This window comes from Gammaproteobacteria bacterium (assembly GCA_029881255.1).
Classification (GTDB): Bacteria; Pseudomonadota; Gammaproteobacteria; order S012-40; family S012-40; genus JAOUMY01.
Genome location: JAOUMY010000002.1, coordinates 1 through 14112 on the forward strand (window position 1 = coordinate 1; position 14112 = coordinate 14112).

Below are 14112 nucleotides of genomic sequence, written 5' to 3' on the forward strand. Positions count from 1 at the left end.
GAAAGTGCTGCGAAAGTTTATCAAGTTGACCGACCAAGCCTTTCAATGTCGGACGGCATTCGAACGCAACGACTTCTCCGGTCTGCTTGTTCATCGCCGATCCATGAAACTGTGTGTCATCGACATCGAGCCCAACGTGGATTATAGTGTTTTTCATAGACGCCTCCTTTCATTAATCTATTGATTTCAGTGGTGTAGATTACCACTTTGAGGTATCCATCTGTGATGGTAGCCCTCGTTTCGTTTGAAGGGGGGCGTCTATATCTTCTATTCCTTCGTTTTCTCATTAAACAGGCGAATGTAAGAGTTGATATGACATCTCAACTATTAGATCTGGAACTGAAGAGCAACGCTACTGAATTAAGCAGCCATCACCTGGTTGAGGCGTTCCTTGCCGCACACTATGCCCAAAAGGAACGTATCGAAATCGAATTCAATTATCAAAACATCTATCTCAACTATTTCGATCTTTTTGATCAAATATATGACGAGCCAGATGGACAACCAGAAATTCTCATACAGTTGTAGTTTTCGAACCGGGTTTATTGCTTGTCTGGTTTTGTTTTCAGCCGATTTAAAAAAATGGGAGGCGGTTAGGCCTCCCATATCAAAGCGCTAGCCAATTGTACTACTGTTCGCAGTTGGGATTGCCTACTGCTGTCTCAAACAAGTCGACTCTAGGCAGATCTGACCAAAAGTTTTTATAGGTAATCACAGCATTGGGCATAATTTTCGGGTGTCCGCAAACCGTATACTCTGAACCAGTGAGTTGATTGTAAGTTTCTGGAAAGCCACGTGCTATGTGGCAGGTGCGGCAAGTCGTTCCATATACTTCATCGTATATCTGAGTTTCGAACGCGACATTGCCGCCGGCAAGCCAGTTTGCTGGAACTGCAGGTTGTACCGGGACAGTGCTTGCACCCGGGAACCACTTGTTGATTAAGTCCTCAATCTTGTTTCCAGGGTTAATATCGGCAACTTCCGAGTTCAGTGTATGGAACGCTGAAAACTCAGCCGGGCTCAAGGTTGTCACACCACTGGCGTCCGGAGCGATTCCGTAGTCCCAACTACGATTGTTTGAATAGCGGAACGATGGTAAATCAAATTCACGGAATTTTGCACCGACTACCTGATTGCTTCCATCGAGCACCGAACTGTCGCTACCATGGCATATCATGCACAAGTGCGGGAGTGGTTTAGGACCAAGACCATCAAGGTCGGCAAAACTAATCCGCGTGGATGCACTCACCCCGCCTCCATAGGCATAAAAACTTACAGCATTATTTCCAAGTAAGGAATGATATTCCATTGTCACTGTTGCGCCTTGAGTCGCCGGATTTTGGGAAACAGCATCGTTAGCATTCGCTGGATTTTGATCAGGCAAACCATAGTTGGTGACGTAACACGCATAGTCGGTTGCGTTACCTAAACAATGCATATCACGTCCGAAGCCGAGATCGTTGTGATTCATATAACTTGCCCGTGTTCCGCCTGACCCATCGGCACCGAAACCGTTCTCTGTCCACCAGTCGCCAAGCGTCAACTTGTTATTGCCTGGATCAATTGCCGCATAGTAGTCAGCAGCTGTCTGAACCGGATTTTCTGGTAGGTATTGGCCATATGGACCGGTTAAAAAAGCAGGACGACCGGTGCTGTCGATGTCGCCATAGTAGGGCAAGTCAACGGGGTCGGCTTCCAAAACGATTGGGTCGCCGCACTCGGTGTACGGATAGTCAGGCCATAAATCCACGCCAGTCATTTTAGGGCGCAAGTCAGTTTGAATTATGTCATCAAGGAGAACAACCAGGTTTCCACTTGGTAAGGTCCCACGCAACTCCAGACGTAATGTATTTCCCGCAGGCGGATTAGAATACGGAATGCGATAAAAGGCATGATATTGGTCACCGTCAAGTGCCGTTTCCTTCACTTGCGACGAGGTAGAACCACCTTCGGTGACATAGGCGCGCAATACGAGGTTCGACCAGGAACTCAGTGATGACCCCAGCTCGAGTCGGACACATGTAGCAACATTCGGGTCGTTACCCGCGACGTCCATATTGATTGTGGAGAAGTGCTTAGTGGTACCTTCGTATACGTATTGGGTTCCAGTATATTGTAATTTTGCTTCGCCTTCCTCCAGCCACAAGCCAGTCTTCTCTTCATAACTCCACATTGGGATAGTCGGCTTTGCTTCGGCAAGTTGATCGTTTGAAACGGGCACATCGAGTAATGCTTCCATGCCGTGTTTCAGATTTATTGGATTACCAAAGACATCTCTAAAAGTGGCATATAGCGCGCCGAAACTGACAAGTTCCATATCATCGCCGTTGGCATCAATGGCTCGGTAGTCCCCTGGTAAGGTACGTCGTGCAGGGTTCAAGGTCGCCATCGAGAGTGATATAGGACCTTTTGCGGGTGACTGGTCTGCGTAAACCAGGGATTTTGCAGGTAGTCGAAGACGAGCGGCACGACGCTCGCATTTCCTATCTGGCGTCGCTGTCTTGCCGTCTGGGTTTTTAATTTGCACGTCACCAATACCACAAGGGCCACTACTGCTGACATCTACAACATCAATTGGCAATTCCGGGTCGTGTTGAGTAACTTGCGCTCGAATCAATTCATAGGTATTGCCACGGCTGGATTTGTCCAGCACTCGGGAATAGGTCGCATAGTTAAAGTGATTGATGTTTAGCGAATAACGTTGGTCACGCGGCGATTCAGGTACCTTAAGATCAAACCAACCTTGGCCATCTGTCATCGTTTTTACGCCGGCAACATCTACAATTGCGTCGGCAACCGGTTGACGGGTGACTTCGTCGATCGCAATGCCGGAAAAAAGTACGATCGGTGGTCCTACAGTCAGGTTCAAGCGATCCAGTGCATAGCCACCTTTGCCGTCACTAGCCATCACATAGATCTGGCGCATGCCTCCATCTGACGGAAGCGTCCAATCTTGCGATTTCGAATTCAGATTTGGGACCTTGCCAGATCCATCAATTACTTTCCAGGTGTACGTGAGTGTATCGCCATCCTTATCACTGGCGCTAAAAGATGAATTGACCAGCGTGCCAGGATCAGCACGTACTATACCCTTACCTCCCAAGTCGAAGGCTGCGAAAGCGACAGCACCAGGAACATGATTGTTGAGAGGCAAGTCTGCGTGTGAAACACCAACTGAATATGTCAACCGTGTTGAATAGCGTGTTTTTTCACAGCTCGAACGAAGTCGATATTTGTCGCCAGAGGGTAGTCCGATTGCGAATTCACCGGCGACATTCGCTTTCACGCTTGCACCGCTGACGATCTTATTCGCGGAATCTATGAGTTCAATCGAAGTGGACAAATTGACTCCGAAGAAGGGTTCATGTAACCAGCACGGACGACCTTCCTGCAGTAAGCTGAGACCGTATACATAGTTGCTGGTACTCGGAGCGACTAACACGCGTTGCATGTAAACCGTATTCGCCCCTACGCTAATAGAAGATTTACATCCCTGAGTGAGATTCTTGACTTCCCAACACAGTTGATAGTCACCTTGCTTCGGCGCGGTGAGATCGAATCGTCCATCTAGCTGAGTCAGACCGCTATCGACGGTGACATTACTACTGTTAACTAAATACACCTTGGCCTCGGGCAATCGAATTTCTGTCAGGGTAGATTGCTTGTCACTCCTGTTGTACAGAATAAGCGTGCCATTTACGGGTACGGGAACTGCGATCGGTTTGATTATGAAACTACTCAAGGGGTTGCTTACGACAAGTTTACTTATGCTTGGCGAAATCAGTACTTCCGCTTTTGCAATCGAGACAATGGCAAAAACAACAAGTAGCAGAAAATAAATGGGATGATGAAATATAAATCGTCTTGCAGCCATACGGATTTCTCCTTTATTGAAAAACTCTGAGTGAGTGTAATGGGCTCACAACCAGAATAGGTTGTCAGTGAACATCTGTATTACAAACGAGTAGCTATTTATCAACATCAAGAAATGCTGATGTTTGATAAACTAATGTCGATACTATTTGCGGAAAAAAAGAGGGGTTTGAATTTTTATTTTCAAACAAGATTATAGTTGCTATCAGATAATTATCTGGTTTATGAAAAATCATTTTGTAACTCCTTTTACAAAATAGATATTGGCTATTATTTTTTTAAAGTGCGTATATTGGTAGATAAATAATATTTTTATCTTGTTGACTAAATTCTCATATAGAACTTGTTTGGTAAATAACCCATTGTAGCTATTTTTGATTTATATTTAGTTGTTTTTATGAAAGAATAGAAAGAAAAAATTCTTGTACAATAGCAATTAAAATAGAAAAGTTTTGTGACATTTATAACAAATAATATTATATGAATTTTATGCTAATTCCCAACGTGGAAAATTGGATTCAACGAAAAATGCAGGGGTTTTTCCTACGGATGCCTGGGTTTTAGGTCATGAATCCTGGTTTTCGCGATGCATTTGTGAGTCGCGAAAGCCAGCGATTTTGAAAGATAGATTCGCCACGTTACGTAAAACACGTTTATACTTCTCATCCCTGTATGTCTAAGCGGATTGTCTGTGGTCACTCACAAGGAGAGTTATATGCGAAATGAGTTATCTTGCTGAGCCCGAGTCGAACGACCGTTCCATGACGCCGCTGCAGGCCAGCTCCTGCACCTACCGTATTGCCTTAGAACCCAGAGCTGTTCAGAAGCTCCTCACCTTGCAAACGGTTGAACACAACGCCACCGCCTACCCTTCAACCGGAGACTGACTTGGGGATACAGACAGCGTTTGTCGACGGTCGCTGGTTCGTCACCTCCGTAGATGTTTCATTGGAAGGACGTGTCACTCCCGGTGACGTTATTCGTGCAGTAGGGAATAGCGAAAAGACGCTGGATTTAGGGGCACATAATGCTGTTGATATACCTGATCAGTTGCCATCATTCGCCCAGAACAATCGTTTCTTTGCCGATCAGAAAACGCTACATCAGTTGATCAGTAAAGGCGAAGTTTATCTGCACCTAGATGCAGGGGACTCAGTCCCATTAAAACCCCGTGCGTGCGGATTGACCGATGTGCCGCGCGCTTTTGGTTGACAAGCGTTTTGGGGATTGTCGCCTTCATGATAGGTATCTGCGTATGGGCCTACAGTACGCGACGGGGTTTGGTTTTTTGCTGATTACGTGATGCACAGAGTATCCAAGTAAATAAAATGCGATTGTTGAGGTCAGGGAAAAGCGGTTTTCAACGTTGTGAGGTGACAGCGGACTGGTGATCATGCCACGAATTCACTCAGAAGACGCTATGTTTAGAAAGCAGCGCATAAGGCTGGGATATAGCCAACGCGGCTTCGGGTGATGATGGAAAACATGAAAAATAGCATATTTTCTGTTTCCCTAGGCCGCGTTGGATATTTGCCTACCGGTTTTTAGTGCTGACCACGGAGCCGAGTCTGTTGGCTAGCTACTCTCAGTAAAGGTACAAACAGGAGTAGGAATAAACAGAGATAGGCGTCTATCGCACCAAAACGCGTTTTAGTGTTGTTACCCGCTTCGAGCGTTTGAGAGTTGTCTTCTCCTATGGTTGTTACCGTAAAGGTATCGCTTAGCGAGCCAATATGAACAATAACATCTGTACTGGCGCTGTAGGTATCTTGGCTACGGGCGTATACGACCAGCACATCGCCGTTGCTCAAGGTCGATTCTGCATTTCTTCTAGCGCCACCATTAATACTGAAGTAGCCGTTCTCAATGGTGATTCTTGCGCTACCCTGGAGACCTGACAAGCTTATGCTGTCCGATGCGATTGTTGTGCTAAGCGGGACATTCGACTGGTCTGTAAACGAGAAGCTCGCTGGCGTATCACTGAGCGTCGAGACGGTGTAGTTCATCACCGTGCTACCGATTTTGAGCGTGGCGTTAGTGTTTGTTAGATACGTTGCAGCACTGGTCACCCGAAGTTGTATCGTATCGTTGTTGGAAATCATGCCATCGGTGCTGGTAAACGCGCCGCCATTCAAGCTGTATTCCCCGTTTGTGATTTTTAGTGTCGTACTGACAGCCAGACCAGTAACGGTAGCCACTTCCGTCGTATACACAGTAGAAAGATCCGCTTCCGTTACCGGGGCAAAACTTATCCTGTCAGGATCGTTGTCGATTTTCGTTTGCACATCGAATGTTCCACTGACGCCACCAATGGTCAACGTGGCAACGCTGTTCGAAAGATAGGTGCTAGCCGACGTCAATCGCACGCGAACAGTATCATTGTCTGAGATAGTACCTGTCGCACTGGTAAAGGTGCCACCATTGATACTGTATTCACCATTGTTAATTGAAATCTTGGCTGGCGCGCCGAGCCCACTAACGGTAATGGGGTTTGAACTCAGTACGGTTGATAAGGCAGCGTTACTAACCGAGGTAAAATTGAAAGAATCTGGTACCCAATCGGTATTGTTGTAGAGTAACACGGCATTATTCGACTCGAAGTAAATCAGGTCGGGCCCAAAGGCATTGTCCAAATCGAGCAAGGTAATGCTGTTGTTGGATGGAAACACTGAGGGGTATTGCGTGAATTGCGTAGCTTTGACCAGTCCACTTACACCATCATGATGAAAGATGGCTATTTCGTTATACTGCCCCACAATCACATCATCGCCATGGATGCCATCGATATCGCCCACGTGTAGACTGATGGGATAGCTGGAAAGTAGCTCGTTGGCGCAACTGAACCCGCCGTTGCCGTCGTTTAAACAATAGCTGATCGAATCGGAAGAGGCATTACTGAGAGTAGAGTGTATGGCGACCAGATCAGGGCCATTGGCATTGTCGAGGTCAATACTACTTATACCCTCTGGGACATCCAGGGCATAGATTATTTCTCCTGCGGAAAAGCTACCGTCGCCATTATTTAAAAGCAAGACGACATAGATATCCATGTTAATCAGAATATCCACCAGGCCATCCTGATTGAAATCTTCAAGTACGCTTCGCTTGACAGGGCGACTTAAGGACAAGGAAACCGCTGAAGAAAAAGTTCCATCACCATTATTGTAAAGTATTGCAAGATTGTCGCTTGTGGCGTCGATAGAAACGACGATATCGTTGCCATTCGTGCCATCGATGTCAGCCACCGCAACGTGAACTGGGCTGCCGCCGGGCACCGTATAATCAACTTTCGTTGCGAAGGTGCCATCGCCATTATTAATGAATACCGATACATTTGAATTGGCAATGCTTGGCGTAATCAAATCGACGAAGTTATCTGCATCCAGATCGGCATAGGCGATCGACCCTCCTTCAGTCGCCACCGGATACCCTACTTTTGGTGCGAGGGTACCGTCGCCATTATTTAAAGACACATACAACTGTCCCATCGTTGGACTGGTTACAATCAGATCTTTCCCGTTGGCATTGTCGACGTCTACCGATACGCCACTATATGCACTACCATATGATTCGAGAAACGACGCCGAGTAAAAACGTCCATTCCCCTGGTTTAGCAAAACGGCGACATCTTTAGAGGTTCTGTTCGCAACAGCTATATCCAGACCCGCGCTGCCATCGAGATCATCAATTCTCAGTCCGCTTACGCGATCCCCCACTGGCATTGAGTAGCTTGTGGCAAATGTGCCATCGCCATTGTTTAAGGCGATGTAAATCAAGTGGCTAAATGCGGCGGTAACAGGCAATCCGATCAGATCAGGACCATTCACGCCGTCTATGTCACCTAATGCGATGCGGAGTACTTTCGTCCATGCGTAGTTATTTATGGCTCCGAATGTACCGTCACCATTGTTAAAAAAAATACTGGCTGTGGTACCGCTTTCGCTGCCTACTACTACGTCAAGACCGGTAGCGCCATTGAGGTCTGCCAATGCAATTGACGAAGGGCCTACATTGGTATTCTTGTTTACCGCAGTGGCAAATGTGCCGTCCCCATTGCTCAGAAATATCGAGAAATTATTGGTGGAAAAATTGGCTGTAACCAGATCAGGACCGTTAACGCCGTCAAGATCACCTACGGCAAGGGCGCGGGGACTGGTGCCTGTCGCATAGTTTACTGCGGCTGCGAAAGTACCATCACCATTATTTAGAAGTATCGAGATATTGTTGCTATCCCGATTGACCACGGCTATATCATCACCATTCACGCCATCAAAGTCGCCAACCTGAACAGAAACTGGCGCCGTTGCGACATTGTAGTTAACCGCTGCAGCAAATGTTGCATCTCCATTGTTCATCATTACTGACACATTGTTTGATGCGGAGTTTGCGACAACGATATCGAGATCGCCATTGTTGTCAAAATTACCCTCTGCTACTGCCAGGGGGGTTGTACCCACGCTGTAGTCAATAGGTGCTGAGTATGATCCGTTTCCAGTATTTAACAATACCGTTATTGAGTCTGTGCCGGAGTTTGGCACCACGAGATCCTTGTCACCGTCGCTATCCAGATCGGTAGTCAAGACGTCCTCTGGAACAGAGTTCGTTCCGGTACTGTATAACTCCAGGTGCGTCAGGTTAGCCAGTGCCATTTCACCGCTGCACAAAAGTGCAAACAAGCTGACAGTGGCTATCCATTGCGTCACGAACTTTCTTGTATTGCCGTGCGCGTGGAAAGCGTTATACCTTCCTGACTTTTGACATATGGCGAGTAAAGTTGGCACGATGGTTTTCTCCTTGTGAATGTCTATATAAATGAGCAGTGTTGTTATCGAAATAGCGGGAAATCACGTTCTGTATCGGCGTAGATTAGCGTCATGCGCACCCCAATCTAGGGGGGGGGAGATTTGGAATAGAGGGCGCAGAATGGCGTTATCTACTGAAAAAATGTTTTAAGCGCATTGACGTAGCCGGCGGCCGATATGACATGGAGCATGGCTGCTCCATTTCGAAAAATTGACGTGAGTAGGTTTCAGAATCGGTTCGAGATCCGGGTGAGCATATTCGAGCGCCGCACGTCCGTGCTTACGGTTGATACAGTGTCCCTTTTTTAATTTCAAAGTCTGAACATCCATCACAAGATGTTATTCACATGCTCCCTCATCCGTTCGGACCAGACCTGCAAATGCGGGTAGTCGTTTAACGAGATATCCGCCATGTCCTCGAAGGTTACTACCCACGGATACAAAGCCATGTCGGCGATGGAATACTCATCGGCCAGATACTCACGCCCGGCTAAACGCTGATCCATCAGAACACAGTATTCTTTCAAATACTGTTGATTGCGCTGTAGTGCGCTATCGCTCATCTCGCCAAAGGTATCCAGCATGAGGTGACGAATGGTGCCGATGAGCACGCTGACACTGCCCGCCTCGATGATCAGCCACTTCATGGCCTCGGCGCGACGCGTGAGATCCTTGGGCAGAAATTTACCGCTCTTCTCTGCGAGGTAATAGAGGATGGCCGCAGACTCAAACAGATCGACACCATTTTCATCATCATGAATCGCCGGTACCGTGCCCATGGGGCTAACGGCAAACAGCTCCCGCTTTTCGTCTTTGTGGCTGTGGGGGTCGATCATAATCTCCCGATAGTCCAAACCGGACTCCTTGAGCAGGATGACAATCTTGAGGATGTTGGGGCTGTTGCTGAGGATACGATAGAAATGAATCATGGATTTTCCTTGAGCCAAGTGATTGCGAAACTTCGTAGTAGCCCTACCGATGTCATTGTAGCGAGGTGGATGGCAGAGTAAATACTCGGTTTAGCACCGCATCAAAAGGAAAGGCATCACCCGGGTCCACTTTGCGCCGTTGCTTCGGGTCGCAGCGCATCATGCGCTGGTCCAGGTCCGAGTGGCGCTTGATACCGTCACGGCGGATTTCGCGGCGCTGCACAATTTCCTGCAACAGCATCACCAGTGCATCGATCTGCTTTTCCGGGAACGGGTCCTTGCCGTCCCCCTCGTTGATTAACTCTATGGCGATAGAGCGCCTACTGTAGCTAAAGATGTGATAGGCGATCTGCGATTCGGGAATGCTGCTGCGCAGCGTGCCATCACGGTCGATCATATAGTGGATACCGAGTTTGGGGTGTGCCTCTATTTCACGCATGTTCTGCGTCAGCGTACCTGCTCCTACCCAAATGGGTTTGCCCGTTGCTGCATCGCAAGTCGGACCACCGGTGGAATGGATCACCACCATGTCGATGGGGCCGGTGCGTGGCGGACCGTAGTTGCGGGCGTGCGTGGGAGTAGCGATGAAGAGGACAACGAAAATGATGACAACGGTATTTCTTATTCTTGATTTTTCTGACATAGGTTTAGCTGGCCATTAAACGGGTTCTGATGAGGACTTATATTACATCATCCTCTGGCCTTGCATACTCCCCTACTCGCAGGCCTCGATCACGGGGTAAACCTACGCATGCCCTTTTTTCAAGATCAGGCGTAGAATACGCAAAATTTCCTTGAGTTGATGCTAAATGCCCAGGGTCTCCGTCTATCTCATATTCTTGCTTTTACTGTGCGTATCCGAAGTTGCGTTTTCCGAAGAGGAAAATTCAAAACCGCTGAATGGCTATTTTGTTGCTTATAGCATCGGTTGGGGTACGCCATACGGCATAGGTGCGGAGATCGGTTATCGAAAGAACTACTTTGATCTCAACTTAGGCGCGGGGGTGAATAGAAGTCATTTCAAACTGGGACTGGGCGGACGTTTGTATTCACATCCCAATCGGTGGTTTTCACCCTACCTGGGATTGAATCTCGTCCTGTCGACCAGGGGAACGCTCACGGTATCCTGGGAAGAAGATGTGGATGTGGACTACCATGTTTATGACAATATTGTGGTACACGCTAGAGGAGGTTTTCGTGCATCGTTTGGCAAGCATTGGGAGACGTTCGCAACTGTGGGCTATGGCTATGCGCTCATTCAACCCAGATTTGAATATTTATCGGGCGATCGAATAGACGGGACAGATTTACTTGCACGTATGCTTTCTCCCGGAGGTTACGAGGTTTCGCTACTTTTCCTTCGACGATATTGATGGATTATCATACGAAAGATTCGATACAGTGATCCACTTTGAATACGAGAAACCAAGACTATGGTGTTTAACCCAAACAATGCCGTCGTCAGACTTTGTCTTCAGGGTATGGCGGCAGAAGAAAGCGGTACGCCCGACGTGGCAAGTGAGATCTTTCTGAAAGCCTGGAATGAAGCGAATTATGATTTCGAGAAATTTATTTCGGCTCATTACGTGGCTAAAAGTCAAACACACGCCTCTGAGAAACTGCAATGGCTGGAAACTACCCTGAAGTTTGCGTTGAAGATCAATGACGACTCAGTTAATAGTGCCTTTTGCGCACTATATGCCAACATTGCGAAATGTCATGAGGAATTGGGTAGTCCAGGTAAGGCAAAAGAGTTTCGTGATTTATCGACAACATTTAAATATAAAATCACCGACCAAGGCCCGTTTTATCACGGCACGCGGGCTGATTTAAAAATTGGCGATGAATTATTGCCGGGGAAAAATTCAAACTACGAGCAAGAACTCGTGATGAATCATATTTACTTCACCGCCATTGTCAATGGCGCTGGGCTCGCCGCTGCTCTGGCAAATGGCGATGGCGCAGAACGTATCTATATTGTCGAGCCTATGGGGCCGTTTGAAAACGATCCCAATGTAACGGACAAGAAATTTCCAGGTAATCCAACTCGCTCGTATCGTTCTCAGTCGCCTTTAAAAATAGTGGGGGAAGTGGCGGAGTGGGAAAAACTTACACCGGAGGAATTACAGGGATGGCGTGAAAGATTGGCACGTAGTAGAGGGGGAATTATCAATTAAGGTATCGTCGTCACTTCCTGTACCCTTCTATACGCCTTTCGATCAATTGGAATCAAATTAATTCTCGTAGCGATAAAAGGGAAAGTTGTTGAATTTTCCTGTATACCAAATTCAGAACGCAGAGTGCCTTTATTAGTAGCCTATATTCCCTATTCCTCACCGTTCTGTGCTGACTCGAAAAAATCAGTGCAGCTCGATCAGGTGATTGGGTAATTCGTTCGGGTTGCGCGCCGGTGAGGGAAAGTGTTGTTGCAGCTTTTCACCACACTGTTCGATGGCGCGGATAAAGCCCTTACCATACTCGTCGTTTTTGACGTGTAGGATAAAGTCGTCGACGATGATCTGCCAGGTGTTGCTATCGACGACATCGTTAATGCCCTTGTCGGCGATAATTTCCACATAGTGTTCGGCGGCGGAAACAAAGATCAAAATACCGGTGTGTTCGCGTGTGGTGTGCAGGTTTTGCGTAACGAACAACTCGCGCGCGTAACGTGCGGCGCGTTGGTGTTTGACGCGGCGTGGAATCAGACGCATTTTTATCGCCGGAATACGAAACAGGCCGTTACAGATAAAAAACGTTGCGACCTGCGCGGTGTAGATAACGGAGTAATCGACCCAGGCATTGCTGAGCATGAGCAAGCCCGGAACAAGCAAGGCGATCAATGCCGCCCACATAATCGGAATAAACAGATATTCATCACTGGCTCTGGCGATGACGGTTACCAACTCGCCACTGGTTTTCGACTCGGCCTGTTCAATGGCCGCGCGTATACCTTGTCTGTCTACATCGTTAATCAATACGGACACCTTACCATCCTCCTGAGGCACCGCCGCCACCGAATGAGCCACCACCGCCGGAAAATCCGCCGCCATCACCACTGCCGGAACTTCCTCCACCGAAGCCACCACCGCCACCGGGACGGACCCAACTGCCGCGCTCGGCGATACGGGTAAAGGAAAATACCAGAAAATAAACCAGGCCGTAGATAATCGCTACACCGATATCGGCCTGCGTCGTACCGAAATACACAATAGCTGCCGACGACAACGGCGCCACCACGATATAAGGTAGAAAGGTATTGACGATGGAAGCGATAACCAACACGATGATGGCGAATGTCAGCATCTGGCCGTATACGTCTTCCATCGTCGATGTGTTGTTCAGGGGCAGTGCCTCGGTATTGTCGCCAAGTACATCGACTATCGCACGCGTGCCCTGCACGATGCCATTGCTCATATCACCCGCGCGAAAACGTGGCGTGACGATCTTATCAATAATCTGCTTGGCAAGAATGTCGGTGAGCACGCCTTCCAGACCGTAACCGACCTCGATGCGCATGCGTCTCTCGTTCGGCGCAATGATAAACAGCACACCATTGTTTTTGTCTTTCTGGCCAATACCCCAGTGACGACCGAGTTGATAACCGTAGTCGGCAATGTCATAGCCCTGTAGCGAAGCGAGTGTGACCACCACGACCTGATTGCCGGTCTCTTTCTCGTGATGGGCAAGTAAGACGTCAAGCTGATCACTGACGCTTTCAAGCAGACCGGCCTGGTCGACGACGCGGCCGGTGAGCTTTGGAAAATCCGGCGCGGCAAACGTTGCTGTGCTTAACAGACACAGCAACGTTAGCAAAAGACCAAACCGTGTGCGCTGTCTTGAGATCATTCTAAAACTTCACTTCCGGAACTGCCTGCGCCGCTTCGGAGATGGTGAAATTCTCTTTGGGCTGCATGTCGGAATACATTAACGATGCCCAGATACGACCCGGGAAGGTGCGCAGCTCGGTGTTGTATATCTTGACTGCTTCGATGTAGTCGCGACGCGCCACGGCAATTCGATTTTCCGTGCCTTCGAGCTGCGACTGCAAGGCAATGAAGTTCTGATTCGATTTCAATTCCGGATAGCGTTCAACAACGACCAGCAGGCGTGACAGCGCAGAACTCAGTGCATCCTGATTTGCCTGAAAGGTCTTGAACATATCCGGGTTATTGAGCACGCTCTCGTCGACCTTCATACCCGCCACCTTTGAGCGCGCCTCGACGACGGAGGTGAGCACATCTTTTTCCTGCGCGGCAAAGCCCTTGACCGTGTTGACAAGATTGGGGATCAGATCGGTGCGGCGCTGGTACTGGTTCATCACCTGACTCCAGGCGGCCTTGGCCTGTTCGTCATAGGTCGGAATGTTGTTGATGCCGCAGCCGCTGAGTGTGGCAAGCACTATCAGCAGCAGAAATATCCGTGAATTCGACATTGTTGTCCCTCGCGTAATAGAGTCTTGCATTACTTTACCCTAGACAGCCGTTAATGCAAAAGGATGGCTTTATGTA

The 14112-nt window shown here is 48.2% G+C and carries 11 protein-coding genes; 4 read left to right on the forward strand and 7 right to left on the reverse strand.

Going from position 1 to position 14112, the window contains the following annotated elements; all coding sequences use genetic code 11:
* Window positions 1-222: 222 nt before the first annotated feature.
* Complete coding sequence (locus OEZ43_05350) at window positions 223-528, forward strand: hypothetical protein (GenBank protein ID MDH5544996.1); 306 nt, start codon at window positions 223-225, stop codon at window positions 526-528.
* Window positions 529-628: 100 nt separating this feature from the next.
* Here the strand turns inward: OEZ43_05350 and OEZ43_05355 are convergent, their stop codons facing one another.
* Window positions 629-3874 carry a hypothetical protein gene (locus OEZ43_05355; protein MDH5544997.1) on the reverse strand — a complete coding sequence of 1082 codons (3246 nt, stop codon included), beginning with the start codon at window positions 3872-3874 and terminating at the stop codon, window positions 629-631.
* An 887-nt stretch (window positions 3875-4761) separates the two neighbouring features.
* On the opposite strand from OEZ43_05355, the gene OEZ43_05360 reads away from it, so the two are divergent.
* Window positions 4762-5085 (forward strand): hypothetical protein, encoded by a 324-nt coding sequence (locus OEZ43_05360; protein MDH5544998.1) that lies wholly within the window; start codon window positions 4762-4764, stop codon window positions 5083-5085.
* A gap of 332 nt (window positions 5086-5417) precedes the next feature.
* Here the strand turns inward: OEZ43_05360 and OEZ43_05365 are convergent, their stop codons facing one another.
* The 3 genes from OEZ43_05365 to OEZ43_05375 form a co-directional block, all read right to left on the reverse strand.
* The gene (locus OEZ43_05365; GenBank protein MDH5544999.1) at window positions 5418-8576 is read right to left on the reverse strand and encodes a VCBS repeat-containing protein; all 3159 of its coding nucleotides are present in this window, start codon (window positions 8574-8576) and stop codon (window positions 5418-5420) included.
* A gap of 428 nt (window positions 8577-9004) precedes the next feature.
* On the reverse strand, window positions 9005-9604 hold the full coding sequence (locus OEZ43_05370; GenBank protein ID MDH5545000.1) for a glutathione S-transferase family protein: 600 nt from the start codon (window positions 9602-9604) through the stop codon (window positions 9005-9007).
* Between the two features lie 52 nt (window positions 9605-9656).
* On the reverse strand, window positions 9657-10247 hold the full coding sequence (locus tag OEZ43_05375) for an N-acetylmuramoyl-L-alanine amidase (protein ID MDH5545001.1): 591 nt from the start codon (window positions 10245-10247) through the stop codon (window positions 9657-9659).
* A gap of 166 nt (window positions 10248-10413) precedes the next feature.
* Here OEZ43_05375 and OEZ43_05380 point away from each other — a divergent pair, with 166 nt between their 5' ends.
* Together OEZ43_05380 and arr are read left to right on the forward strand one after the other, a co-directional pair.
* Window positions 10414-10977: a hypothetical protein gene (locus tag OEZ43_05380; protein MDH5545002.1), complete on the forward strand. Its 564-nt coding sequence runs from the start codon at window positions 10414-10416 to the stop codon at window positions 10975-10977.
* Window positions 10978-11037: 60 nt separating this feature from the next.
* The gene (arr, locus tag OEZ43_05385; protein ID MDH5545003.1) at window positions 11038-11781 is read left to right on the forward strand and encodes an NAD(+)--rifampin ADP-ribosyltransferase; all 744 of its coding nucleotides are present in this window, start codon (window positions 11038-11040) and stop codon (window positions 11779-11781) included.
* Window positions 11782-11964: 183 nt separating this feature from the next.
* Here arr and OEZ43_05390 read toward each other — a convergent pair whose 3' ends face one another.
* The 3 genes from OEZ43_05390 to OEZ43_05400 are packed head-to-tail and all read right to left on the reverse strand — an operon-like array spanning window position 11965 to window position 14036.
* Entirely contained in the window at window positions 11965-12654 is a 690-nt protein-coding gene (locus OEZ43_05390) for a TPM domain-containing protein (GenBank protein MDH5545004.1), read from the reverse strand.
* On the reverse strand, window positions 12590-13450 hold the full coding sequence (locus OEZ43_05395; GenBank protein ID MDH5545005.1) for a TPM domain-containing protein: 861 nt from the start codon (window positions 13448-13450) through the stop codon (window positions 12590-12592). Before OEZ43_05395 ends, OEZ43_05390 begins: the two co-directional genes overlap by 65 nt.
* A gap of 1 nt (window position 13451) precedes the next feature.
* Complete coding sequence (locus OEZ43_05400) at window positions 13452-14036, reverse strand: LemA family protein (GenBank protein ID MDH5545006.1); 585 nt, start codon at window positions 14034-14036, stop codon at window positions 13452-13454.
* Window positions 14037-14112: the final 76 nt, after the last annotated feature.